Annotated in this window: 25 protein-coding genes and 1 pseudogene; 13 read left to right on the forward strand and 13 right to left on the reverse strand. The window is 46.9% G+C overall.

What is annotated here, in order from left to right:
* Positions 1-39 precede the first annotated feature (39 nt).
* The 3 genes from treB to gmhB all read right to left on the reverse strand — a co-directional run bounded on the left by treB (position 40) and on the right by gmhB (position 3,331).
* Positions 40-1,464, reverse strand: coding sequence for a PTS trehalose transporter subunit IIBC (gene treB / locus D908_RS01645; protein WP_005527397.1), 1,425 nt, complete (start codon positions 1,462-1,464; stop codon positions 40-42).
* Positions 1,465-1,755: 291 nt separating this feature from the next.
* Positions 1,756-2,706: a trehalose operon repressor TreR gene (gene treR, locus D908_RS01640; RefSeq protein WP_005527399.1), complete on the reverse strand. Its 951-nt coding sequence runs from the start codon at positions 2,704-2,706 to the stop codon at positions 1,756-1,758.
* Positions 2,707-2,770: 64 nt separating this feature from the next.
* Complete coding sequence (gene gmhB / locus D908_RS01635) at positions 2,771-3,331, reverse strand: D-glycero-beta-D-manno-heptose 1,7-bisphosphate 7-phosphatase (protein ID WP_001108089.1); 561 nt, start codon at positions 3,329-3,331, stop codon at positions 2,771-2,773.
* A 214-nt stretch (positions 3,332-3,545) separates the two neighbouring features.
* Here gmhB and metN point away from each other — a divergent pair.
* The 3 genes and pseudogenes from metN to metQ all read left to right on the forward strand — a co-directional run bounded on the left by metN (position 3,546) and on the right by metQ (position 6,091).
* Positions 3,546-4,579: pseudogene (gene metN / locus D908_RS0120000) on the forward strand (methionine ABC transporter ATP-binding protein MetN).
* Positions 4,569-5,246 carry a methionine ABC transporter permease gene (locus D908_RS01630; RefSeq protein ID WP_000009606.1) on the forward strand — a complete coding sequence of 226 codons (678 nt, stop codon included), beginning with the start codon at positions 4,569-4,571 and terminating at the stop codon, positions 5,244-5,246. The pseudogene metN and the gene D908_RS01630 overlap by 11 nt, the downstream one beginning before the upstream one ends.
* Positions 5,247-5,281: 35 nt before the next feature.
* The gene (gene metQ, locus D908_RS01625; RefSeq protein WP_000672708.1) at positions 5,282-6,091 is read left to right on the forward strand and encodes a methionine ABC transporter substrate-binding lipoprotein MetQ; all 810 of its coding nucleotides are present in this window, start codon (positions 5,282-5,284) and stop codon (positions 6,089-6,091) included.
* Between the two features lie 140 nt (positions 6,092-6,231).
* Here metQ and D908_RS01620 read toward each other — a convergent pair whose 3' ends face one another.
* Together D908_RS01620 and syd are read right to left on the reverse strand one after the other, a co-directional pair.
* Complete coding sequence (locus tag D908_RS01620; RefSeq protein ID WP_005527402.1) at positions 6,232-7,008, reverse strand: Zn-ribbon-containing protein; 777 nt, start codon at positions 7,006-7,008, stop codon at positions 6,232-6,234.
* Position 7,009: 1 nt separating this feature from the next.
* On the reverse strand, positions 7,010-7,558 hold the full coding sequence (syd, locus tag D908_RS01615) for a SecY-interacting protein (RefSeq protein ID WP_005527403.1): 549 nt from the start codon (positions 7,556-7,558) through the stop codon (positions 7,010-7,012).
* A 96-nt stretch (positions 7,559-7,654) separates the two neighbouring features.
* Between syd and queF the strand changes: the two genes are divergently transcribed.
* The 5 genes from queF to xni all read left to right on the forward strand — a co-directional run bounded on the left by queF (position 7,655) and on the right by xni (position 14,931).
* Positions 7,655-8,500 (forward strand): NADPH-dependent 7-cyano-7-deazaguanine reductase QueF, encoded by an 846-nt coding sequence (gene queF, locus D908_RS01610; RefSeq protein WP_005527405.1) that lies wholly within the window; start codon positions 7,655-7,657, stop codon positions 8,498-8,500.
* A gap of 14 nt (positions 8,501-8,514) precedes the next feature.
* Complete coding sequence (locus tag D908_RS01605) at positions 8,515-10,776, forward strand: tetratricopeptide repeat protein (RefSeq protein ID WP_005527406.1); 2,262 nt, start codon at positions 8,515-8,517, stop codon at positions 10,774-10,776.
* Positions 10,777-10,886: 110 nt separating this feature from the next.
* The gene (locus D908_RS01600; protein ID WP_000538422.1) at positions 10,887-12,452 is read left to right on the forward strand and encodes a GGDEF domain-containing protein; all 1,566 of its coding nucleotides are present in this window, start codon (positions 10,887-10,889) and stop codon (positions 12,450-12,452) included.
* 217 nt (positions 12,453-12,669) lie between these two features.
* Positions 12,670-14,028 carry a nucleotide 5'-monophosphate nucleosidase PpnN gene (gene ppnN / locus D908_RS01595; protein WP_005527408.1) on the forward strand — a complete coding sequence of 453 codons (1,359 nt, stop codon included), beginning with the start codon at positions 12,670-12,672 and terminating at the stop codon, positions 14,026-14,028.
* 123 nt (positions 14,029-14,151) lie between these two features.
* Positions 14,152-14,931, forward strand: a complete 780-nt coding sequence (gene xni, locus D908_RS01590; RefSeq protein ID WP_005527410.1) for a flap endonuclease Xni — start codon at positions 14,152-14,154, stop codon at positions 14,929-14,931.
* A 31-nt stretch (positions 14,932-14,962) separates the two neighbouring features.
* Here the strand turns inward: xni and D908_RS01585 are convergent, their stop codons facing one another.
* The 6 genes from D908_RS01585 to pomA all read right to left on the reverse strand — a co-directional run bounded on the left by D908_RS01585 (position 14,963) and on the right by pomA (position 20,015).
* The gene (locus D908_RS01585) at positions 14,963-15,349 is read right to left on the reverse strand and encodes a DUF423 domain-containing protein (protein WP_005527413.1); all 387 of its coding nucleotides are present in this window, start codon (positions 15,347-15,349) and stop codon (positions 14,963-14,965) included.
* Positions 15,350-15,362: 13 nt separating this feature from the next.
* Positions 15,363-16,292 (reverse strand): transcriptional regulator GcvA, encoded by a 930-nt coding sequence (locus D908_RS01580; protein ID WP_005527415.1) that lies wholly within the window; start codon positions 16,290-16,292, stop codon positions 15,363-15,365.
* A 188-nt stretch (positions 16,293-16,480) separates the two neighbouring features.
* Positions 16,481-16,654 (reverse strand): hypothetical protein, encoded by a 174-nt coding sequence (locus D908_RS22360; RefSeq protein WP_167733116.1) that lies wholly within the window; start codon positions 16,652-16,654, stop codon positions 16,481-16,483.
* A gap of 36 nt (positions 16,655-16,690) precedes the next feature.
* The gene (gene thiI, locus D908_RS01575; protein ID WP_000668910.1) at positions 16,691-18,142 is read right to left on the reverse strand and encodes a tRNA uracil 4-sulfurtransferase ThiI; all 1,452 of its coding nucleotides are present in this window, start codon (positions 18,140-18,142) and stop codon (positions 16,691-16,693) included.
* Between the two features lie 188 nt (positions 18,143-18,330).
* Positions 18,331-19,290 carry a flagellar motor protein MotB gene (locus D908_RS01570; RefSeq protein WP_000340818.1) on the reverse strand — a complete coding sequence of 320 codons (960 nt, stop codon included), beginning with the start codon at positions 19,288-19,290 and terminating at the stop codon, positions 18,331-18,333.
* A gap of 11 nt (positions 19,291-19,301) precedes the next feature.
* Entirely contained in the window at positions 19,302-20,015 is a 714-nt protein-coding gene (gene pomA / locus D908_RS01565; protein ID WP_261799699.1) for a flagellar motor protein PomA, read from the reverse strand.
* On the opposite strand from pomA, the gene D908_RS23105 reads away from it, so the two are divergent.
* The 4 genes from D908_RS23105 (at position 19,924) to dxs (ending at position 23,457) form a co-directional block, all read left to right on the forward strand.
* Entirely contained in the window at positions 19,924-20,133 is a 210-nt protein-coding gene (locus D908_RS23105) for a hypothetical protein (protein WP_315972153.1), read from the forward strand. The two genes, pomA and D908_RS23105, sit on opposite strands and share 92 nt — an antisense overlap.
* Positions 20,134-20,380: 247 nt before the next feature.
* A complete protein-coding gene (gene xseB / locus D908_RS01560) occupies positions 20,381-20,623 on the forward strand; it encodes an exodeoxyribonuclease VII small subunit (RefSeq protein WP_000157118.1) in 243 nt (80 codons plus the stop codon).
* A 49-nt stretch (positions 20,624-20,672) separates the two neighbouring features.
* Entirely contained in the window at positions 20,673-21,557 is an 885-nt protein-coding gene (gene ispA, locus D908_RS01555; RefSeq protein ID WP_005527419.1) for a (2E,6E)-farnesyl diphosphate synthase, read from the forward strand.
* Between the two features lie 19 nt (positions 21,558-21,576).
* Positions 21,577-23,457: a 1-deoxy-D-xylulose-5-phosphate synthase gene (gene dxs, locus D908_RS01550; RefSeq protein ID WP_005527421.1), complete on the forward strand. Its 1,881-nt coding sequence runs from the start codon at positions 21,577-21,579 to the stop codon at positions 23,455-23,457.
* Between the two features lie 100 nt (positions 23,458-23,557).
* Here dxs and truC read toward each other — a convergent pair whose 3' ends face one another.
* A complete protein-coding gene (gene truC, locus D908_RS01545; protein ID WP_005527423.1) occupies positions 23,558-24,292 on the reverse strand; it encodes a tRNA pseudouridine(65) synthase TruC in 735 nt (244 codons plus the stop codon).
* Complete coding sequence (locus D908_RS01540) at positions 24,293-24,604, reverse strand: YqcC family protein (RefSeq protein WP_000898504.1); 312 nt, start codon at positions 24,602-24,604, stop codon at positions 24,293-24,295.
* 88 nt (positions 24,605-24,692) lie between these two features.
* Between D908_RS01540 and D908_RS01535 the strand changes: the two genes are divergently transcribed.
* A complete protein-coding gene (locus D908_RS01535) occupies positions 24,693-25,730 on the forward strand; it encodes a DUF3549 family protein (RefSeq protein ID WP_005527425.1) in 1,038 nt (345 codons plus the stop codon).
* Positions 25,731-25,732 lie beyond the last annotated feature (2 nt).

Raw genomic sequence — 25,732 nt, forward strand, 5'->3', positions numbered from 1 at the left:
AAAGGAGTGGAACAAGCCACTCCCAGATAGTGTTATGGTTTAGGCTGTGGCAGCAGCAAGTTTGCCAGCGCGCTCTGCTCGTTTGTACATCACCAATGTCAGTGATACGGGAACAACAATCGCAATCAGCATGGCGACTAGGTAAATACTCCAATACTGTGGCTGAATGGAAAGAATGCCGGGTAAACCGCCTACACCAATGCCGTTCGCCATCACACCAGCACTGCCACATACAGCCGCAGCCAAAGCACTGCCAGTCATCGCGCTGAGCATAGGGAATTTGTATTTAAGGTTGATACCGTACATCGCAGGCTCAGTAACCCCAAGGTAGGCTGAAATCGCCGCAGGCACGGAGATATCTCGCTCGCCCTGCTTTTTGCTGATGATAATGATGCCCACCACCGCCGAAGCTTGGGCGATGTTTGAAAGGGCAATCAGAGGCCAAATCGGTGTACCGCCTAGCTCCTGCATCAGTTGCAGATCCACCGCGTTCGTCGTGTGATGAATCCCCGTAATCACTAAAGGCGCATACAGGAAGCCAAACAAGGTCGAACCAATCACCGCGAAATCACCGGTCATCGCCGCTTTCGCTGCAAACGCTACCCCATCACCAATTACACGACCAAACGGGCCGATAAAGGCATGGGCAAGGACAACAGAAACAATGATCGAAACAAACGGCACCACTACCAAATAGAGGTAAGAAGGCACGATGCGTCTTAGGTTATTTTCAATAAAAGCCAACATGACCCCTGCCAAAATCGCGGGGATCACCTGAGCTTGGTAACCGACTTTCTCAATCGCAAATAACCCAAAGTCCCACACTTCCGGCACTTGCTTACCAATTAAGTAAGCGTTCATGAGCTGCGGGGAAACCAGCGTAACCCCAAGGGTAATGCCGAGAATTGGCGTGCCACCGAGTTTTTTCACGGTTGACCAACAGACACCGACAGGCAGGAAGAAGAAGATCGCTTCACCAATCAGCCACAAAAACGCATGTACCGATGCCCAAAACTGACTGATTTCAGTCAGGGTTTTGCCATCAAACATGCGAATGTCGCCAATCACATTTCGAAAACCGAGAATCAAACCACCCGTGATGATCGCAGGAAGCAGTGGCACGAAAATTTCAGCTAAATGGGAGATGCCACGTTCCAAGATGCTCATATTTTGGCGAGCTGCAATTTTCGCATCCTCTTTCGAAGCCGCTTGTTTACCCGTCTGCTCCAGCAGCATTTTGTAGACTTGATCGACTTCGGTACCAATCACCACCTGAAACTGCCCTGCATTAGTAAAGCAACCTTTCACCATACTGAGTGCTTCCAAACCGGCTTTGTCAGCCTGCTCCGGCTGATTCAGCACAAAGCGTAAGCGTGTCAAACAGTGAGTAACACTGGCGATGTTACCTTCGCCTCCCACCAGTTCGATAAGACGCGCAACGTCTTGTTTCGCTATCTTACTCATATCCTTGTCCACCCTATTGAATTGTTGTCATCACCATCATGGGAACATTCCCAAATCAACTGATGCGATATTGACACAATGCATAAAAGATAAAAATGGGAACAATCCCATAAATTGAAAGTGATCACATTGTTCGTTATTTGTTCATCAGTTTAGTGTAGTAAAACGGAGGTAAAACCATTGCTGTTGTAAACCAATGGCAAACAGACTCATCCGCCAGAGCAGAGAAGCGTTAATTGATTGGGATGAGGAAAATCCTCTTCACTAGTTCAAAAGAAAGGAACTGAACAATCAGTGAGAGAGTGGCGACTGGGTAAGGTGAACACACTCAGTATGTGTTCCACAAAGCTGTTCAATCAGCAGATCAGCAGCCAGCTTGCCCGCTTCGCGATAGCCAGGGTCAACACTGAACACTTTCGGAAACAGGAAAGAAAGCAACTCATTACCACCAACCCCTGTAACGACGACATCATCGCGCTGACGCTCTTGCAGGCGCTTAATCACCCCGAGCGCTAAAGTATCACTCGCGCACACAATCGCTTGGGTCTGATTGGTCAGCACCTTATCCACCAACTGATAGGCACTGTCGTGATGCAGTTGTCCGGTTTGATAATTCGCGTCAATGCCATGCTGAGAACACCAACTGAGATAGGCGTTAAGACGCTGCTCCCCGGTGGTTTTGTCACGCGGATCCACGCCAATAAAGGCAATATGACGTAGCTGCTTTTGCGCTAGGTGTTGTAAGGCACGCTCGATCACCCCCGCATTGTCATAGTTGATGGAAGAGATTTCTTCACTGTGCATCGCCAGTAATACGCAACGATGCTGCCAGTTGAGTAAAGCATCATGATCGATATCGGTAAAACCAAACACGATCACCCCATCGACTTGTCGTTTAGCGAGTACTTTTAAGTGAGCATTGGTTTTTTCGCGGCTAAATTGGCTTTCCATGATCACCACATCATAACCATGGGCATAGAGAGCTTGCAGCATAGTGCTGACCGCTTTGTTTTCTGAAGGGGAATCCAAACGTGAAATGATGATACCAACCACTTTTTGGCTGCCACCACGCATGGTTTGCGCCGATTTGGAGGGCACATAACCCGACTCAGCAATCACCTGCTCCACTTTGGCGCGGGTTTCAGGCTTCACTTTAGGATCATTGGTTAACACGCGTGAGACTGTCGACTTCCCGACGCCCGAGAGCCTAGCAATGTCTAAAATGGTCAGTTTTCGATTCATGCGCTGTGTTTGGTATTCATCAATAAGAAAAGAGTTAGCCGTAAATAAGGCCGCTTAAGCGACCTTATTTTTTCACTCGCAGCAGATAATGCGGTACATCACGTATGCTATCGAGCACAACGGTCGCCAACGCTTCGCCTTGCTCGGTCACTGGCTTACCTGTGCGCACCAAAATCTTAGTGCCTACGCCCGCCGCTTCCGCCGCCATCATATCTTCCGCTTTGTCACCGACCATCACCGAATTGGCCATGTCGATCTTGAGGAAATCACGCGCAGAGAGGAACATACCTGGCTTTGGTTTACGACAATCACAATCTTCTTTGTATTGCCCAATACCGTGTTCAGCATGGTGAGGACAGTAATAAATACCATCAAATTCAACGCCATTATCGGCAAAGTTCCAGTCCATCCACTGGGTTAGAGAGATGAAACGCTCTTCACTGAATTTGCCACGCGCAATTCCGGACTGATTGGTGACCAACACCAATAGATAGCCCATGCGCTGCAAAGCCGCAGTCGCTTCAAATACACCTTCAATGAATTGGAAATCGTGCTCATCATGCACATAACCATGATCGACGTTGATCACGCCATCACGATCCAGAAATACGGCTGGTTTTGCCAAAATGCTATCTCTTTCAAGTCACTTTGCGCGAATTATTGCACGCTTTATTTTTTTCATCACTATCTAATTACTTTCTCATCTAACCAGTTACACCCATTTAGACGTCTAGACGTAAAAATATCTATTGACTTAAACTCAGCAAGCCCATAGCATCGACTACTAATTGACAAAGAGGCCAACAGATTATTCTGCCTCTCGCAGTACAGGGTTGCACATGATTGAGATTAAAAGCGTAAATAAGGTGTTCTATCAGGGGGATAAAGAAATCCACGCCCTGAAAGACATCAATTTATTGATTCCACAAGGCACAATTTTTGGGTGATTGGTTCATCTGGTGCCGGAAAAAGTACGCTGATCCGTTGTGTCAACATGCTAGAAAAGCCGACCAGCGGCCAAGTGATTGTGGATGGCGTTGACTTAACCACGCTAAGCAATCAGCAGCTTTGCGCGGCACGTCGTAACATCGGCATGATTTTTCAGCATTTTAATCTGCTTTCTTCACGTACTGTGTTTGAAAACGTGGCTCTGCCGCTAGAGTTGGCTGATAAGCCGCGCCAACACATCGAAACCAAAGTAACGGAGTTACTGGCTCTGGTAGGTCTGGCGGAAAAACGTGATAGCTACCCAGCCAATCTTTCGGGTGGCCAAAAACAGCGCGTAGCGATTGCGCGTGCTCTAGCGAGCGATCCCAAAGTGCTGCTGTGTGATGAAGCGACTAGCGCGCTGGATCCAGCGACGACTCAGTCGATTCTGGAACTGCTCAAAGAGATTAACCGTAAGCTTAACCTGACCATTTTGCTGATTACGCATGAAATGGATGTGGTAAAAAGCATTTGTCACGAAGTGGCGATTATTGGTGGTGGTGAACTCGTTGAGAAAGGTACAGTCGGAGATATTTTTGCCCACCCAAAAACTGAGTTGGCGCATCAATTCATCCGCTCAACCTTGGATTTGTCTATTCCTGAAGATTACCGAGTTCGACTGCAACCTTCTCGCGTAGCAGGTAGCTACCCTCTGGTACGTTTGGAATTTACTGGAGCAACGGTGGATGCACCGCTTATGACGCAAATTGCCCGTAAGTACAACATCGATGTCAACATTCTCAGTTCTGATCTGGATTACGCAGGCGGAGTGAAGTTTGGCATGATGGTGGCAGAAATTTTTGGTAATGCAGAGGACGATCAAGCCGCTATCGAGTATCTGCGCGAGCACAATGTGAAAGTGGAGGTGCTGGGTTATGTCCTTTAATACGATTACACAATGGGTTGCTCTTAACAGCGACTTACTACTGACGGCTACTTGGCAAACCCTATACATGGTCGCGATTGCGGGTGTGGTGGGTTTTGCACTAGGTATTCCGCTTGGGGTGATTCTACACACCACCAAAAAAGATGGATTGCTGGAAAACCTACCGCTCAATCGAGTGCTCGGTGCCATTGTTAACATTGGCCGCTCAGTACCCTTTTTGGTGTTGATGGTTGCGATTATTCCCGTCACCAAACTGATTGTCGGTACTTTTATCGGTACCACTGCGGCGATTGTGCCCCTCACCATTGGTGCGATTCCATTTGTGGCGCGCCTGATTGAGAGTGCTCTGCTTGAAGTGCCAACTGGCTTAGTGGAAGCGGCGCAGTCTATGGGTGCGACACCACTGCAAATTATTCGTAAGGTACTGCTGCCTGAAGCGCTACCGACGATTTTAAACTCAGTCACTATTACTCTAGTGACACTGGTCAGCTACTCAGCCATGGCAGGTACTGTGGGCGGTGGTGGTCTAGGCGATGTGGCAATCCGCTACGGATTCCACCGTTACGACATCACTATCATGGCGGTGACTGTGGTCATGCTGATTGTGCTGGTACAAATTATCCAATCCATCGGTGATGCGTTGGTACGCCGCGTCGATCATCGATAAGCAAAACAAAAGCCTTTTTGAACAAGGAGTTCATCATGAAGTTTAGCCTGAAAAGTTTACTGACTATCGCAGCTGCTGCCTCAACCCTGATTTTGGCTGGCTGTGGTGAAAAAGCGGTCGATAACAACAAAGTAAAAATTGGTGTTATGGCGGGTGCGGAAGCACAAGTTGCTGAAGTAGCAGCAAAAGTTGCTAAAGAAAAATACAATCTGGATGTAGAACTGGTAACCTTTACCGACTATGTAACGCCAAACGCAGCGTTGGATGACGGCTCTATCGATGCGAACGCATTCCAGCACAAACCATACCTAGATAAGCAAGTGGCTGACCGTGGTTACAAGCTGGCAATTGTAGGTAACACTTTTGTTTACCCAATCGCAGGCTACTCAAAACAAATTAAATCTGTTGATGAGATCCAAGAAGGTGCGCGTGTTGCAGTACCAAACGACCCAACTAACCTAGGTCGCTCACTGCTTCTGCTGCAACAGCAAGGTCTACTTAAACTGCGTGAAGATGTTGGCCTACTGGCGACCGTACGTGACATCGTTGAGAACCCAAAGAAACTTGAGATCCTAGAATTGGATGCAGCTCAACTGCCACGTTCACTGGATGATGTTGCTCTGTCTATCATCAACACCACTTACGCGAGCTCAATCAACCTAACGCCAGAAAAAGACGGCATCTTCGTTGAAGACAAAGAGTCTCCATACGTTAACTTGCTGGTAGCTCGTGAAGCGAATGTAAACGCAGAAAACGTACAAAACTTCAAGAAAGCTTACCAAACAGATGAAGTGGCTAAAGCTGCCTCAGAAATCTTCCAAGGTGGCGCTGTAAAAGGTTGGTAATGGCTTAACGTCAAGCATTAGCCTTTAAAAACAAACCATTGAAATATGATCAAAAAAGGTTGGCTCTAAGCCAACCTTTTTTATTACCGCGATCTTTTTAATACAAAGAAAAAGCGATGGATGTGGATTCCTTCCCCACTCTACTTCAGATGATCCCATGAAATATTGGAGACAATCCGGCACGGCTCACAACAAAAATGGAAGATGTCGTGCAATGGCTCTTCCAGCAACCACTCTCCGCCGCACTTAGGGCAAGGGCGCGCTTTTTCTTCCGCAAGGCTACTGCCTCCCACCCGATACTGATAGTAATAGGTTGGCACTTTAGTCAGAAATTCAATACGGCCACGCAGGTCCCAACCACGACGGAATAAATCACTATCCACATCGCAAATCTCATGCAGCGCAGCATGTTCAGCTTTGCACGCTCCTGCCATTTGCAACTCATCACACGCTTGCCATTCGGTTTGCCATTTGATCACGGCTTTATGATCACCATTAAAGGTCGGTGGATTGCGATACAAAGGGATCGGCAGCAATGTTTCACCGCTGCGCAGAGGTGAGCAAGTATGCACATATGTGGTGTACAGCACCTGCCAGCTAGGAGTTTCCTCTTCCGCAGCCTGTTCTGAATTAATGTCTAACCCCAGCACACGTACTTTCGGGGCAAGCAAACAAGCCTCACTTAAACGGCTAACACAAGCTTCAACGTATTCCGAATGGAATTTAGGGTGCAAACTCTCTTTTTCTGGGCATACGGCGCGCACGTAAAACACACCATCACCCAGCACAATCGGAAACTCGCGTCCCAATACTTGTCCGTTGTAACGTAGTGCATCCATCAAGCCATTAATCGCTTTATCGACCGCGCTGATTGTGGTGTTATCAAAACACTCAAATTCCAACTCAACCACGTACATCTCAATTCACCCTTGGTTCAAGCTGTTCTAAAAACGTCTCAAGATCGGCAGTCAATACTTCACGCTGCGCTGTCCCTAATTTCTCAAGGATCACATTGCCGGTCAGGTTACAAATGGCAATCACCGACATTTCATCCTGTGTCGTCGCAATAAACACCGTTGGTTTTTGTTTTAAGCGACGCTGCATAACTAAGTGACCCAGAATGTTCTCCTGCAAGCGCGTGAAATCGTCTTCACTCCATACTTGCAGCAATGTCAGCTCACGGTCTCGCCACTGCGCTGGCATGTCCGCACTAAACTGGCAGGCATAAAACGCTTTAATATCCTCGTGCAGCGTTAACTCAATCGCCCGCTCGACATTATTAAAATCCGCCCACACTTCACGATTAACGGGACGCCAGCGAACCGCATCGGCTAATTCTTCCACCACACAAGGCGAAGCCAGTCCGATTAACTCGTCATTTTCCGGCAATTGACCGGTTTGCTGTTCACAATATTGTAAAAAACGCTGACTGAATGCGCTTAAGGCTTGCACAACGCTTGGCGTCATAATCATCTCCATGTAGAGTTTGCGCAGCCTCGTTAATGACACTGGCACTGGGATTGCGTAAAATTCTGCACATTCTAATCGAATCGACTTGAAAGTATGAGCAAATATTCCGACGCCAAAGAGCTGGCTGGCCTAACACTGGGTAAAAAAACCGATTATGCCAACCAGTACGACCCAACTCTGTTGCAACCCGTACCTCGCAGCTTGAACCGTGATGATCTGCATCTCGGGGACACTCTGCCTTTTCAAGGCTGTGATATCTGGACTCTGTATGAGCTTTCTTGGCTCAATGAGAAAGGGCTGCCACAAGTGGCGATCGGTGAAGTTTCCATTCCCGCCACCAGCGCGAATTTGATCGAATCCAAATCGTTTAAGCTCTACCTCAACAGCTACAACCAAACTCGCTTTGCCTCTTGGGATGATGTACAAGCACGCCTTGTGCAAGATCTTTCCGCCTGTGCAGGCGAAACGGTAACCGTAAAAGTGAAATCACTGAGCGAATACACGGCTGAGCCGATTGTAACCATGCAAGGTGAGTGTATTGATGAGCAAGATATTGAGATTAAGGGCTACGAGTTTGATGATGCGTTGCTGCAAGGCGCAGCACAGGGTGAAGAGGTCAGCGAAGTGCTGCACAGCCATTTGCTTAAATCCAACTGCTTAATCACCAATCAGCCGGATTGGGGCAGCGTGGAAATTGCTTACCACGGTGCCAAAATTAACCGTGAAGCGTTACTGCGTTATATTGTTTCTTTCCGCGAACATAACGAATTTCATGAGCAATGTGTTGAACGTATTTTTACTGACATTATGCGTTACTGTCAGCCAAAAAACTTAACCGTGTATGCGCGTTATACTCGACGCGGTGGCTTAGACATTAACCCATTCCGCTCCAACTGCCATTCAGCACCAGAGCATAATCAACGTATGGCGCGACAATAAGGATGCAACTTAGGATGAGATTTCTGCGCTGGATAACTATAGCAAGCTTGCTCCTGATTTCGAGTTGGGTACAAGCTACTATCTATTCCTCCCCCATGCTCAACGAAGCAAACGGCTTGGTAGAGATCTCTCCTTTGCAAGCACGCAAAATGGCTCAGCAATACCTCAACGATCGTCATTTGGCTGAGAAACAGGAAAAACATCCTGCCACCATAGCGCGTGATGAAGCAGAAAGTAGAACGCGCACACCAGGCAGTACCGTTGATGCCATGATGATTTTGGCGCAAGCGCTTTACAATCTTGGCGAAACAGAGCAGGCACAATCCGTCCTAAATGAAGCAAAAACTCTTAGCGAACGCTATCAGCTCCCCTATTTATTACTGGATGTTCAGATCCTCAGCACTCGGCTTGCATGGCAAAGCGATAATGATGCTCTTGCTGCCCGAGAGCGCCTGCGTAAAATTGCCGAACAATACAAAGTGATCGAAAATGCCGATCAAATCGCTAAAGGGATTGATTACAAACTCACGTTACTGCGGGCAGAAATTGCTTCCAAAGCTAATGATATAGAACTGGCTGATAAGCTGTTTGCCCAAGCCAAGCCGTACGTTGATACACTTCAAAACGCAAAACCCGCTATCGAATATCACTTAAAGTTAGGCGAACATAACCTAAGCCATGAGCGCTATAACCTCGCGCTCTCCGAATTGTTGATCGCTTACTGGAGTGCGATTGAAAGCAACTCTGGAGTATTGTTAGCCGAAGCAAACACTCTCTTGGGTAAGCTGTTCTTCAATCGACAAGTATTGGATAAAGCACTGGATCACTTTTCGCAAGCTGCTGATTTTTATGGCCGATATGAGCAATCACCTTTTTTACCTAAGGTGCTCAAACAAATGGGTGATATTTACTATCAGCAAGGGAAATATAATTTAGCCTTAGTGCATTATTTCAATGTCATCGATCACCAAAATAATAATGCACCACTCAGTGATGAAATTGAAATTCGTATCAACCTCGCGGCCACCTATTTACAGCTCTACAACTATCCGATCGCAGAACAATATTTAACCAGCGCAGAAACCTTGCTTAGCGTGACAAATATCCCACGTTTAAATGGGCATGCTGCACTACTGCACTCAGGATTGTCTTATTATCAAAATATAAACCAAGAGATCGTGCATTATGCAGAAATGGCACTGCAAATTGGCGAATCCATTCAAGATAATTATCTTCAAGAACAAGCTTATCGCCTACTTTCTCTAGGTTATGAAAAAACAGGCACACCAACAAAAGCATTAGAATACTTTAAGAAAAGTCAGGCTCTCGCCCAAAAAAGACAAAATAAACTCAACCAAATCAGTGAAGATGCTTTTCGCCAACAACGAGAGTTTATTGAACAAACCTTGCATTTAGTTGGACAAGAAAAACAGTTACAAGAAACGGAAATTCAACACCGTCAGCTGCGTAAAATTGCTTTTTTCTTGCTCGTTATCTGTTTAGTCTTTTTTATGATCAACTTACGACGTGGGTATCTTGTTCAGCGCTATCAAGATGAGGTCAAAGAGTTACACGACACCTTATTTACTCACCCAAGATCGCGCCTCAATAACCTGCGTATGCTGAATGCTAAGCTGCCAAGTTCATTGGAAAACAGCAACCGCAACTATGAACAATGGCAATTAGGAGAGTTAATCCAGCAACCACTGAATGATCGACTTCGTTTTGCTTTGATTGATATTCCGTTTATGCGCAACATGTATCTGCAAAATGGTTATACCGCTGGATTAGAATTAGAACGCGCATTTGGTGAATTTCTAAAAGGAAAAATAAAAGAACCGAATAGGTTGTATCATTTTTCGGATGCTAGCCTTCTTTATATAGAAAAAAATGGTGAACAGCGCAGTGACCCAGAAACATTATTCAACCAGATTCAATCATGGCTGAATGAATTCTCTACTGAACGAAAAATAAACAAAATCGTTAGGATGGGAATCGCGGATTATCCATTTTTACCTCGCGCTTATACCGCAATCAATGATAAAGAACTGCTCGATATTTTATTAATGGCAACTCACATCGCTAGAGAGTTAAGCCTTAAAGAAAGTCAGAGTCACTGGGTTTATTTAAAAGCGATTGATAATGCACCAGCAGCCAGTTTTGCTTCTGAAAATATTCGCCTCTCCTGCAAGCAAGCGATAAATCAGGGCCTGATCAAAGTCCATTCTTCTTATAAGAATGAGGACAACATCAAAAAACTCTTAAAAGATGGATAAATGCTGCCCAGTCGACATAAACACCGAGTGACGTCAGCAAAATATTTGCTATTATCGACAAATCAATAAATAGGATCAGGATTGATCCTCTACTATCTAGTTTGTTGTACATGGGCGTTCTAGAACAAGATATCCACACAGAGCTTCAGGAACTAAAATCTCAGTTAGAACAAGTACGTTTGACACAAAGAGATACTTCGTTCAAATTTAACCGAGAGCAACAAGTCCTAAAACGAATGGTCAGTTCATTGGCTACAACCTGCCACGGCAGTAGCCAACGCCTAAACCAAAGTTTAGAAGAACTCTGTTTTGCATTAGAACAACAAAAAGACATCAGCACGCTGATCCCACAAATCGCTGTGCTGGAACGCATGTTGAAACAACAGTCATTGGCCATGGACAAACAAAATAGTCATCTGGATAGCCAGCTACAGCACAGCGGTGAAACGTTACTGCGCGTCCCCGGCTTGCCCGCCAAGATCAAACGCGATCTCCGCGATCTGCTGAGCTTCACCTCAGCTCAACCGCTGGAAAAAGTACAGCAAGCCATGCGTTTGCTGGAAATTTATGAACGTGCGGTCAAAATCCAGTGCGCAAATCCTAATCTGGCGCTCAATGAAATCACTCAACAAGCGGATCGTGAGCTGCTTTATCGTCTCTCAATCGATCTGCAGCACTTAATCACTGAGCTCGATTTTAACGGTGAATCTGGCGATCAGTTGACAGATATCCGAACCAAACTTCTCCTTGGCGTAAACACGCACACTCTTCTAGAACTGACTCTTGAAGTACTACGTTTGGTTGTTGATGGTAGCCATGCAGAACGTAAAGCAGCGGAAGCCTTTTTAGAACAAGTTAATCTCTCGATTGGCAATAACCTGAAAAGTGCCACCCAAAATCTGGAGCAAAGCCAGAGTTATATCGCTCATCGACAAGAGATGAATGGAGAACTCAGCAGCTTAGTCTCCCGAAGCCAAGCGGCTCTGAAAGAACAAACAGAACTCGAACAACTCAAGCAAAAAATGGCACCTCTTCTAAGGGAAATGTCTTCGCTGACCGAACGCCTAACCTTGGCAGAACAGCGTGAACAAGCCCTGCTAGAACGCATGCGCTACAGTAAAGCGCAGATGGAGGCGTTATCTGATTTGGCGCAAGATTACCGTCGACGCCTTGAAGATCAGGCCTTGCGAGCTCAGCTTGACCCACTCACTAAAGTGTACAACCGCAGCAGCTTTACAGAGCGGCTTGAACACGAATATCGCCGTTGGATACGTACTCAGCACAACTTACGAGTCGTGATGTTTGATATTGATCGATTCAAATCGATCAACGACAGCTTTGGTTACTCTGCCGGTGATAAAGCACTGGGTATTATTGCTCGCACCATCAAAAAAGAGTTGCGAGAAGGCGACACCGTAGCACGCTTCTCAGGCGAAGAGTTTATTCTGATACTTCCAGAGCGTTCCGATAACGAAAGCTATCAGATCATTCATCAAATTCAGCTTAACGTGTCGAAATTACCGTTTAAATTCCGTGATAAGAACCTGACTATCACGCTTTCTGCGGCCAGTATTCGTTTCGCCGATTCTGATACGCCAGAAACCGTTTTGGATCGCTTAAACCTGACCTTAAATGAAGCAAAAAGTATCGGTCCAAGTCAGCTTGTCTGGAAATAATTGAATATTAATTGAGCACAATGGCGAATAAATTGTGCTCAATTTCACAATTACCCTCTCACTCTATTTTCTTACCTTAGTTGAACCCTCTAGATTGAAACTAGATATATCAAGAGGTTATCCCCCTTCTCTGGGTATCTCTGCTACTCTTGTTTTATAACAAATGCTCAACTTCATGCCCGTGCATGACCTCAACCCCTGGTTGAAGGAGGAAACTATGATTATTCAAGTCAGCCCAGCAGGCAGTATGGATCTACTTTCTCAATTGGAAGTCGAACGCCTGAAAAAAACCGCTTCTAGCGATCTGTACCAGCTTTACCGTAACTGCAGCCTTGCGGTTTTGAACTCTGGCAGCCATACCGACAACTCGAAAGAGCTGCTCGATAAGTATAAAAATTTTGATATCACCGTGATGCGCCGTGAACGTGGCATCAAGCTTGAGCTGGCGAATCCTCCCGAGCACGCTTTTGTCGATGGTCAGATCATCAAAGGGATACAGGAACACCTGTTTGCAGTGCTGCGCGATATTGTTTACGTCAATATGCATTTGGCGGATAGCCAACGCCTAAACCTGACTAACGCAACTCACATCACCAACTTAGTGTTTGGTATTCTCCGCAATGCGGGAGCACTCATCCCGGGCGCGACACCGAATCTGGTTGTCTGTTGGGGTGGGCATTCCATCAATGAAATCGAATACCAATACACTCGTGAAGTCGGTCATGAACTGGGGCTGCGCGAACTAAATATCTGTACAGGCTGCGGCCCCGGTGCGATGGAAGGCCCGATGAAAGGCGCAGCCGTAGGTCACGCTAAGCAACGTTACAGTGAATACCGCTATTTAGGTCTTACCGAACCTTCAATCATTGCCGCAGAGCCGCCAAACCCGATAGTTAATGAATTGGTGATCATGCCGGATATTGAAAAACGTTTAGAAGCTTTCGTGCGTATGGCGCATGGCATCATTATTTTCCCTGGTGGCCCAGGCACCGCAGAAGAGCTGCTCTATATTTTGGGCATCATGATGCACCCTGAAAATGCCGATCAGCCAATGCCGATCGTACTCACAGGGCCAAAACAGAGTGAAGCTTACTTCCGTTCTTTGGATAAGTTTATCACGGATACTTTGGGTGAAGTCGCTCGCAAACACTACAGCATAGTGATCGATAATCCCGCAGAAGCGGCACGTATCATGAGTAATGCTATGCCATTGGTTCGCCAACATCGTAAAGATAAAGAAGATGCTTACAGCTTTAACTGGTCATTGAAAATTGAACCAGAGTTCCAGCTTCCCTTTGAACCAAACCATGAGAGCATGGCGAACTTAGATTTGCATTTGAACCAACGCCCAGAAGTGTTAGCCGCAAATCTGCGCAGAGCTTTCTCAGGTGTTGTCGCGGGTAACGTTAAAGCGGAAGGGATTCGAGAAATTGAACGCCACGGGCCTTTTGAAATGCATGGCGATCCCGTACTGATGAAAAAAATGGATCAACTGCTCAATGATTTCGTGGCACAAAACCGTATGAAACTTCCCGGCGGCAGTGCTTACGTTCCCTGCTATAAGATCGTTACCTAAGTCTAAACCAATCCCCAACCAACTTGATGTGTAGGTAAGATGGGGATCGCTTGGGTAGTAATCTTGTCGGATTTGATTACAATAAGGGCCTTACAAGCCCTTATTTTTTGCTGATTTTTGGTTATGTCTCTTCATCTTGTCATTATCGATGCACTTAATTTGATCCGCCGTGTTCATTCGGTGCAGCCTGATCCTAACGACATTGCCAGAACGGCAGAAACTACTACACGCACTCTGCAACGCATCATTAATGAAGCGCAACCCAGTCATATGATTGCGGTTTTTGATCACCATCTATCTGATCGTGGTTGGCGAGCTGAGTTACTCCCCACATACAAAGCCAATCGAAAACCCATGCCAGAGGTTTTGCAGCAAGGGCTAGAAACGATTCAAGATGCTTGGTGGCAATTGGGGATTGATTCACTGCTGTCAGAAGGTGATGAAGCGGATGATTTGGTCGCCACTCTGGCTTGTAAAGTAGCCGCTCATCAAGAGAAAGTCACGATTATCTCGACGGATAAGGGTTACTGTCAGTTGCTCTCCCCAACCCTACAAATCCGCGACTATTTTCAGCATCGCTGGTTAGATGAGCCCTTCATTACTCAAGAATTTGGAGTGACACCAGCACAATTAACCGACTATTGGGGATTAGCGGGCGTAAGTTCAAGCCAGATTCCCGGAGTTGCGGGTATTGGCCCTAAAGCGGCGAAAGAGATTTTGACCCAATTTGCCAATATCGAAGAAGCGTATGCAAGCCCTGAGCTACCCGAAAAATACCGGAAAAAACTCGAGCCACAGATTGAAATGGCGCGCATCTGTAAACAAGTCAGCGCCTTAAAAACGGACATCGAGCTGGGCTTTAACTTGCAAGATATCCGTTTTAACTCTCCATCGGCTGACTAAATCAGCGCCTTATTGGGTATAACCGAAAAGACTACTGACTTTTCAACGCCGCGTAACTAAACCAGCCCCAACCCAGCATAAACATCAGTCCCCCAAAAGGTGTGATGGGACCGAACCATTTCACACCAGTGAGTGCTAAGGCATACAAACTACCACTAAAGCAAATAATACCGACGAGAAAAAACAGTGCTGCACGGCAAAAGCCTTTTTGTGCAGCAGGTTGAATCGGCAGCAGCAATAACACACCACATAACAACAGTGCCAAGGCATGAATAAATTGGTACTGCACTCCGGTTTCAAACACACCGAGCAGATAAGGTGTCAGCGTCTTTTTTAGACCATGTGCGGCAAATGCACCTAGCCCCACCGCAATACCCGACAAAACACCACCGATAGTGAGTAAATACTTACTGTTCATCCTCTACCTCATGCTAGCTAACTGAATGATCATGCCCGTGCTGCAAGATATCCACTTGCTCACTGCGCGCCTTTTTCAGCATCCAATCACGGAAAGTAGCAATCCGCCCCATGTCTGCCTGCTTTTCGTGGCACACCACGTAAAAGGCGTTATTGGTCATTAACACTTCATCAAACGGAGCAATTAATCGCCCTGCATCAATTTCTGGTTGTGCTAAAACGTTATTGCCTAGTGCAACGCCTTGCCCGTGTGCGGCCGCTTGCAACACCATGGTTGAGTGGCTGAAAATCGGCCCGTGGTTCACATTCACATTATCCAGACCATTCTCTTTAGCAAATTGTTTCCAATCTTTACGAGAGGTATCGTGCAGCAAGGTATGGAAAGACAAATCTCGCAAAGTTTCCATCGGTTTGTTTCCGAGCAGCAAGGCTGGTGAACAAAGAGGGATCAAAAACTCCTGATACAACTTATCGGCACGTAAACCTGGCCAATTGCCTCGACCGTAATAGATCGCCACATCCACATCATCAGTCAGCGAGCCTTCATCCATATCCACTGCCTTGATACGCACATCAATATCCGGCTCTTGTTGGTTGAAATCAGCCAAACGCGGTACCAGCCATTGAATCGCAAAACTTGGCGGTAAACTAATGGTCAGCGCCCCTTTTTCACTGCGCTCAAGTAATTTATCCGTCGCCTCAGCTAATGAACTAAAAATATCTTTTATGTCGAGGAAGTAACTTTGTCCTTCTTCAGTCAGTAGCAAAGAGCGATTACGACGTCGAAATAATTTCAAGCCTAAAAACTCTTCTAAGGCTTTGATTTGATGGCTAACTGCGGCCTGTGTCACAAATAATTCTTCAGCGGCTCGGGTAAAACTCAAATGGCGAGCGGCCGCTTCAAACACTTTTAACGAATTGAGGGGGGGCAATCTTCTGGACATAGAGATACTCGGTTCAAGATTAGTTTTTTTAATCTGAAACATTATAATTTGTCCGTTGCTAACCGACCAGAGAAAATCTATATTTCACCGCGCAGCAGCGGCCTGAACGGCTTGATTTCTTTGTAAATCAATAGGCTTAGTTGTTGCGATGTTGTGTTTGCAAACTCGAAATTCGAGTTAGGTAGTTTCTACCATCTGTTTTGTGCAGTTATCCCTGCCACAAAACAAATACTTCCTGTATTTATTTTTGACCTGTCTGTCAAATTTTTAGCACCGCCTGTTGGCGGTGTTTTTTTATCTGCATTTTCTGGCTCGACCAAGTAACCGGAGAATGTGAAGCAAAAAAAACGCAGAGCCTGCATAACAAACTCTGCGTTTTCATCAACTCATGATCGCGCTTATGGGCGATAAACTTTCACGTTGCTAAAACCTTGCTCTTGCAGGTAGAGCGCTTGTAAGCGGCTCATCACACCACGCGAGCAGTACAGCAAGTAAGTTTTCGACTGATCCAAATCACCGAACTGGGTCGCAAGCTTGTAAAACGGCAGATGCTTCACTTCAACGCCTGCGATCTCAAGTGGACTTTCATCCTCTTCGTCTGGGCTACGAATATCCAGCACAACAGCGTTGCTCTCTTCAGCTGTGTTCACCAGCTCCACTTCAGGCGCTTTTTCGAGTGACTCTTTACCAATCTCACGAATGTCGATTTGGCGTGCGTTGTACACCACTTGATCAAGCAGAGCAAAATCGAATTTGGCTTCTTCTTCTTCCAGCTTCTCTTTAACTGCTTTCACGGTTGGACTTTTTGAAATCACACCACAGAACTCAGGCATAGTTTTCGCGAAATCTTCAGTACCGATTTCACGCGCCAGACGGATGATATCTTCTTTATCCCAGTTAATAAGTGGGCGCAGAATCAAAGTGTCAGTCACATTGTCGATATGGCGTAAGTTAGTCAGGGTTTGGCTAGACACCTGACCCAGCGCTTCACCAGTCACTAACGCCTGAATACCAAACTTCTCTGCCACCATACCTGCTGCGCGCATAAACATACGTTTCAGCACAACGCCCATTTGGCCATCATCGATTTTCTCTAAAATTTCAGCCACAACAGGCTCGAAATCGATCGCGATGAAACGTACTTTGGCGGATGACCCGTATTTTTGCCACAAGTAGTAAGCGGTTTGCTTAACGCCAATCTCGTGGGCTGGACCACCAAGATTGAAGAAGCAGTAATGCACTTTTGAGCCACGTTTGATGTGCAGATAGCTCGACACGCCTGAGTCGAAGCCACCAGAAATCAGGCTCAACACATCTTCTTGTGTGCCTAGAGGGAAACCGCCCAAACCTTTATGGCGTGCAATCACTTGGTTCAGCAGTTCATCAACTACTTCCACTTGCACAGTCACGTCAGGATTGGTCAATTTCACCTTAGCACTGGCTACGGCTTGATTGAGGCCACCACCAACATAACGCTCTAGCTCGATAGAGGTAAAATCATGCTTACCACGACGTTTCGCACGCACCACGAACGTTTTGTTTTCGATATTGGCGCGATTCAGCTCCAGCACTTGCTCATAGATGTTATGCAGATCGGTAAAGGTTGACTGCTGCACTTCCAAAATTTGCTGAATACCCGGTGTGGTGGTCAGAATTTCCAGCACTTCGGCATAGTACGTGTCGCTGTTTGCCGTCACTTCAATATGATCGCGACGATTGAATACCGCCACCCCTTGTGTGCGGGCTTTCACAATAATTCGAATATTGCTTTCAAGGATCTTTGTGAAACGCTTACGTACCGATTCACTTTTCACAAAAATTTCCGGATGGGGTTTGACGATAAATTTCATAAGCTTATTCGCAATCTAGATGAACGATGTGGCGTTTGGCTTCAACCAGCACTGAAATATCAAGCCGTTTGGGGCATTCACGCTAAAGGGGCGGCATTATACACGATTCAGCCGGAGAGAGAAAAGCCTGTAAAAAAGGCAAGTCATTCGACTTGCCTTTGTGAATCACTTCTCACCTAAGAAGCTCGCTATTGGTTCGCGGGTGCACCAAGCGAAGGCACTTCATCGCTGTACAGCGGATCACCTTGCAAAATACTGATTTCAACGCGGCGATTCAGCGCACGTTGTGCTTCGGTATCATTTGGACCAAGCGGTTGAGTATCCGCCATGCCTCGTACCTGCAAACGTTGGTGATCAAACCCTTTAACTTTTTCCATCTCCTGCGCCACAGAAACTGCGCGCTGCGCGGAAAGATCCCAGTTCGAGCGATAGAGCTCTGAATCCAGTTTTTGGTTATCCGTATGCCCTGTCACTCTTACTTTGCCGGGAATGTCTTTCACCAGATCAGCAATTTGACGCACCAGTGGGCGGAATTTCGGTTGCAGGAATGCAGAACCTTCAGGGAAAGCCCCTTTCTCTCGGATCCGGATATCAATCTGCTGCCCCAAGTTTTCCACTTCAATCGCGCCTTGTTCGATCTCTCGAGATAGGGCTTTTTTGATGCTTTCAGCTACCGTTTCCATCTGCTCAGACATGGCTTTGGCTTGCTGCTGTTGCATTTCCGATTGAGTGTTTTGGTTATCTTGAGTCGAACTCTCTGCCGATTGACCGCCCGTTAACTTACCGGAATCGCGTTGATTACCACCAGCGCGATCAGAATCCCCTTCTTGGAAATCAAGTGTCTGCTGGGTGATGTCAATCGTCTGCTGCATAATGACATCGATCGGCGTCGGCTCTGGGCGTCCTGGTCGAAACTCTTGCGCAATAATACTGGTACCCTTTGGAATATCTTTCACCTCCAAACGGTTTTGCACACCAAACGCAAACTTCATCGAACCCGCAATCTGCTTAAACTTCAGTACATCCATCTCTGAAAACGAGAGCAGAAGTACGAAGAAGCACATGAGAAGCGACATCAAATCGGCAAACGTCCCCAGCCAAGCCGGTAAGCCGGGAGGGGGGCATTTACATTGTTGTTCGTCATCCATAGTGGGCTCCGCTACTCTTTATCAACATCAAGAGCACGCTTACTCGCGTTGAGGTAGTTCTTCAAATAACTATCGATAACCCTTGGGTTTTGGCCATCCTGAATGGCTAGAACACCATCCATAATGAGACGGCGGTTTAGTGTTTCCTGATCGCGACGTAGCGCGAGCTTGTCCGCAATCGGGAAGAAAATCATGTTAGAAAGTACCGCACCATAGAGAGTGGTCAACAGAGCTACCGCCATCGCAGGGCCGATTGATTTCGGGTCATCCATGTTAGAAAGCATGGCTACCAGACCAACCAGTGTACCGATCATCCCCATCGCAGGTGCCACGTCACCAAAGGCGCGGAATACTTGGGTACCCTTACTATGACGCTCATCAGTCAAGGCAATATCTTTTTGCAAGGTCGCGCGTACCACATCAGCATCATGGCCATCCACCAGCAGGTCGATGCCTTTTTGCATAAATGGATTCGGGATTTCCATCTCTTCCAATGCCAAAAAGCCGCCTTTACGCGCCGCATCAGCCATTTCAACGATTTTTGCAATCAAATCTTCCGGTTCATCAGCCTTAAACATGAAGGCTTTGCTCGCAATTTTACCGGCACCAAAAAACTGCCCCATGGTGAACTTCATGAGTACAACGAAAACCGATCCCCCGACCACAATCAGGATCGAAACAACGTCAACGAACATCATCAAGCTGCCGCCCAGCACCATCGCCATAATAACGAAAGCTAAGCCACCAATAAGACCAATCAGCGTTGCTAAATCCACGAAGCACTCCTCAGGCTACACATTCGAGATAATGAAAAGCTTACCTTCATTATCGGCAACAGAATAAATTCTTTAATGAAATTGTCAGAATAGACGGCGAAAGCCTCACTCAAGTGTATACGTAAAACAGGCCAAGATGCACCTGCACCGCGCAGAGTTTTTACCCTTCTATTTATAACTTTGTGGGCTTTTTTCCATTTCGTTATCCAACACGGTAAAAAAGCGTTCTATTTCTGACAAAATCGCTTGGTTAAATTTGACCAGCCAAGCCCCCTGAGGTAACTTTCGTGCATCTTAAGTAAGGCATACAGACTATGGCGAGTAAGAAACCAGAAAACATGACCTTTGAGTCAACGATCGAAGAGCTGGAACAGTTGGTTGAACAACTGGAAAGTGGCGATCTAGCACTGGACGAAGCACTGAGAAAATTTGAACGCGGCATATCGTTAGCCAGAGCAGGCCAGCTAAAGCTGGATGATGCAGAGCAACGAGTGCGCATTTTACTCAGTAATAGTGATGATGCTCCGCTGAGTGACTTTAACGACTTACCGGAGTAAGCAACTCCCGGTAGCCATGGCCTGAATAACTGATAAAGACGAGTGCCCTATGATTGAGGCGTTATCCTCATACCAACAGCGAAATAATCAGCAACTGGATCTGTGGCTGAACCGTATCCCTTTTCAAACTTTGCCTTTAATCGAGGCAATGCGCTATGGGCTACTTCTCGGCGGCAAGCGAGCTCGGCCATATTTGGTTTACATTACAGGTCAGATGCTCGGCTGTGAGCTAAGCGAATTAGACACTCCTGCTTCTGCGGTTGAGTGCATTCACGCTTATTCACTGATCCATGACGACTTACCTGCGATGGATGATGATGAACTACGCCGCGGCAAACCAACTTGTCACATCGAATTTGATGAAGCGACGGCCATTTTAACGGGTGATGCCTTACAAACTCTGGCGTTTACCATTTTGGCAGAAGGCACTCTTTCTCCTGCTGGCGAAACACAGCGCGTAGCCATGATTCAAGCCCTCGCTGAAGCGTCGGGCGCACAAGGCATGTGCCTTGGACAAGCGTTAGATCTGGCTGCGGAAAATCGCTTAGTTTCACTGGAAGAACTGGAAACCATTCATCGCAATAAAACTGGTGCTTTGATGCGCTGTGCGATCCGTTTAGGCGCACTGTCTGCAGGCGAAAAAGGCCGAGCTATTTTGCCGCATTTGGATCGCTACGCCGAAGCAGTTGGGCTCGCTTTTCAGGTACTAGATGACATTCTCGATATCATCAGCGATACAGAAACCCTTGGTAAACCGCAAGGTTCTGACCAACAATTGAATAAAAGCACCTACCCTGCTCTCTTAGGCTTAGAAGGAGCACGGGAAAAAGCACATACTCTGTTACAAGAAGCGCTTCTGGCATTAGAAGCAATTCCCTACAATACTGAGCATCTGGAAGAGTTCGCCCGATATGTCGTCGAGCGCAAGAACTAAACAATAAGCGCGCATACTTATGACTCTTGATATTTCAAAATACCCAACACTGGCTCTGGCTAATACGCCAGACGAACTGCGCAGCCTTCCAAAAGAAGTGCTGCCTAAACTGTGTGACGAATTACGTACTTATTTGCTCAATTCAGTGAGTCAATCTAGTGGTCACTTGGCATCCGGCTTAGGCACCGTTGAGTTGACGGTTGCGCTGCATTACGTCTACCACACCCCTTTTGACCAATTGATTTGGGACGTGGGTCATCAAGCTTATCCACACAAAATTCTAACCGGTCGTCGTGATCAAATGCCGACCATTCGCCAAAAAGACGGGTTACACCCTTTCCCTTGGCGTGAAGAAAGCGAATACGACACCCTATCTGTCGGCCATTCTTCAACCTCGATCAGTGCAGCGCTTGGTATGGCGATCTGCGCGGGTAAAGAGGGACAAGACCGTAAAGTGGTCAGTGTGATTGGTGATGGTGCGATTACTGCCGGTATGGCGTTTGAAGCAATGAACCATGCTGGTGATGTTCACCCTAATATGCTGGTGATTCTCAATGACAATGAGATGTCGATTTCAGAGAATGTGGGCGCACTGAACAATCACTTAGCACAAGTGCTCTCTGGCAGCCTATACACCTCAATTCGTGAAGGTGGCAAAAAAGTGCTGTCTGGCATTCCACCGATCAAAGAGTTGGTTCGCCGCACTGAAGAACATTTGAAGGGAATGGTTGTACCAGGCACTTTGTTTGAAGAGTTTGGCTTTAATTATATCGGTCCTATTGATGGCCATGACGTACTGGAACTGATCAAAACCCTGAAAAACATGCGTGAGCTGAAAGGGCCACAGTTCCTCCACGTGATGACCAAAAAAGGCAAAGGCTATGCGCCAGCGGAGAAAGATCCGATTGGTTATCATGGCGTACCTAAATTTGACCCTAACCACCACAGCTTGCCAAAAAGCAACAACACGCAACCGACCTTCTCGAAAATCTTCGGCGATTTCCTGTGTGATATGGCTGCGCAAGATCCTAAGCTGATGGCGATTACACCTGCAATGCGTGAAGGGTCTGGCATGGTTCGTTTCTCAAAAGAGTACCCAAGCCAATACTTTGATGTGGCGATTGCTGAACAGCACGCGGTAACACTCGCGACAGGCATGGCGATTGCGGGCTATCACCCGATTGTGGCGATTTACTCCACCTTCTTGCAACGTGGTTACGATCAGCTGATCCACGATGTGGCGATCATGAACCTTCCGGTAATGTTTGCTATCGACCGCGCTGGAATTGTTGGTGCTGACGGCCAAACTCACCAAGGAGCGTTTGATTTGAGCTTTATGCGCTGCATTCCAAACATGCTGATCATGGCTCCGGCTGACGAAAACGAGTGCCGCCAAATGCTTTACACTGGCCACCAGCATCAAGGCCCAAGTGCAGTACGTTACCCTCGCGGCAATGGTATGGGCGTTGCTTTAGAAAGTGGCTTTGCTGCATTAGAAATCGGCAAAGGCCGCTTAATGCGTGAAAGCACAGCCAATGCTGGTGAAAAAGTCGCGATTCTAAGTTTCGGTACTCTATTGTCTAACGCTTTAGAAGCGGCAGAGAAACTCAATGCGACTGTGGCCGACATGCGTTTTGTCAAACCACTGGATGAAGCACTCATCAAACAACTCGCACAAACTCATGATGTACTGGTGACATTGGAAGAGAACGCAATTGCAGGCGGTGCAGGAGCTGGCGTGATTGAGTTTATGATGAAAGAAAAACTCATTAAGCCAGTACTCAATCTTGGTTTGCCTGATGAATTCGTTGTGCAAGGCTCACAAGAAGAGATGCATGCTGAGCTAGGGTTAGATGGTGCTGGTATCGAGCGCGCGATCCGCGACTATCTCGCCAAATAACGCTTGCGCCCTGCAACCCTAAGTTGCTTGGTATAAATCATAAAGAGAAAAAGCCTTCATGATGAAGGCTTTTTTATTGGCTTATTGAGATTAGAAATGGCTAAGTGTTGATAAGCAGCGACTCTTGCCAACCAAACTCACTAAGCAATCCTCGCCACACTTCATCCAAGCCTGAGCGAATGACTAAAGGCTGCTGAGTGTAAGGGTGAACAAATCGTAACTCACTCGCATGCAGCATCAGACGTTGCGCAGAGAAGTGTTCACGAAACAGTCTGTTATGAACTCCATCGCCATGGGTAGTATCACCCACAATCGGGTGACGCAGATGCGCCATGTGACGACGCAACTGATGTTTACGCCCAGTCTTCGGTTGCATCTCCATCAGGCAGTAACGCGTAGTGGCAAATTTTCCGGTCGAAATGGGCAGTTCCACTTTCGCCAGCGGGCGATAAGCCGTAATCGCCGACTGCGCCTCTTTATCTTGCTTGGCAAACTTATCTGCGATTTTGTCCAACTCTTCTTTGAGTGGGTAATCGAGTACATCCGCTTCTTCAATCCAACCACGCACAATCGCATGGTAGGTTTTTTCCATTTCATGATTGGCGAACATCGGCATCACTTCAGAAGCGATTTGGCTAGAGAGCGCAAACACCAACACACCGGAAGTTGGGCGATCCAAACGATGCAACGGAAAAACGTGCTGACCAATTTGATCTCGCAGGGTTTGCATCACAAATTGGGTTTCATGTTTGTCGAGCCATGAACGATGTACCAACATGCCTGCGGGTTTATTGACCGCCACCAAATATTCATCTTGATAAACAATTTCCAGCATTTATTGGCACACCTTGTCGATTTGCAGGATCACCGCGAGTACCGCTTGATGATTGGGTTGCGTTTTCCACACTTCAGAAAAATAAGGCTCTAGCGCAAAACCACGTGGTACCGCATTTTGTGCGATCGCCTGTTTCATCTTGGGCAAAAAAATCCACTGTAACCACTCATGAGGAAAGAGGGAATCAACAGCAAATGGCTCTTGGCTGGCGAGCGCTTGCGGTGCAGGAGGCGTCGTTTGCCACAATTGCGCATCACGCAATGTGGATTCCAACTCATCGAGTAACTTCACCAATTCGGAGTTGAACAACATAATTCGTCCGGTTTATTTCTATGATGGCCTTGAAAAAGTGCCATAGAGTACCATTTATTGGAGAAAGAAAGTTAGGATCAATTTCCGCATGGACACTATTCGTACCCTCACAGCACTGCTTCAAAATAGCGGCTGCCAATACCAAATTTTTGATCTCGGTCGCCGAGTGCAACCGATGGATAGTCGCCAATTTGCCCAAGTTGAACAGGGCCAACAAGCGTACCCTTTTCCTGTCCAGCGTCATGCACAGTTAGCCATTGTGTATTGGAATGAACAGCGTCAACCTTGGATCTGGATGCTCAAATTTGCCTTGGATGAACGTGGTTTATTGCAGCAAGCCGATGTGGGGCAATTTATTCAATATTTGCTCGAAGCGATGGGCAGTCGACTCAATCAATCTTTGACTGAGGAGCAGCAACAGAAGCTCGCCAATAATCCCTATACTTTCAAACCCAGTGAAGACAAGCTCGCGATGCTACATAGCCAGATCCGCGCGCAGCTCTCTCTCTCTTGCAGCCAATATTACGAACACGCTCAGCACTATTTCTCTGGCGGTTTGGGCTGGGACAAGTGGCACACAGTGGGATTACAAGGCATTACCGATATTTGTGCCCGTTTAGAGCAAGAGCAAAATGGTGTGTTGATCCGCAAAGCACTGACTCATTTACCTACTCAACCGCTCTACGCCGTGTTGGGTGCATTAGAGCATGTGAACTTACCGGAAAAACTCGCGGAACGCTTAAGTGAACTCGCTCGTGCCGAGATCAATGCCGACGATCCCGACCTATTTTTGCTCGCCGCTTTGCTGCGTGCCTTAGCTGGATCGCCATCAGATTTACTTGATGCTACATGCAATTCCATTCTCGCCTCGCCTGCGCTTTGCCACCAAGAAGTGTTAATTGCACTCGCGGGGCGCAGTTGGATGAGCTTGCAGAATGCAGGACGTGCACAACGTTTCTTGATCCGTTTAGCGCAAACTCAAAATCAATCGTTATTTAACCAACTCTTTGCGGATGTGGTCATGTTACCTGCGCTGCGTGGAGTGATGCTGCCTTTGCTGCATGCCAGCCCCTCACCGGAATTGGCACACGCACTGGAACAGTTACAACAGATGACGCGAGGATAAAG

Origin of the sequence: Vibrio mimicus CAIM 602 (assembly GCF_000338875.1) — a bacterium.
GTDB classification, from domain to species: domain Bacteria; phylum Pseudomonadota; class Gammaproteobacteria; order Enterobacterales; family Vibrionaceae; genus Vibrio; species Vibrio mimicus.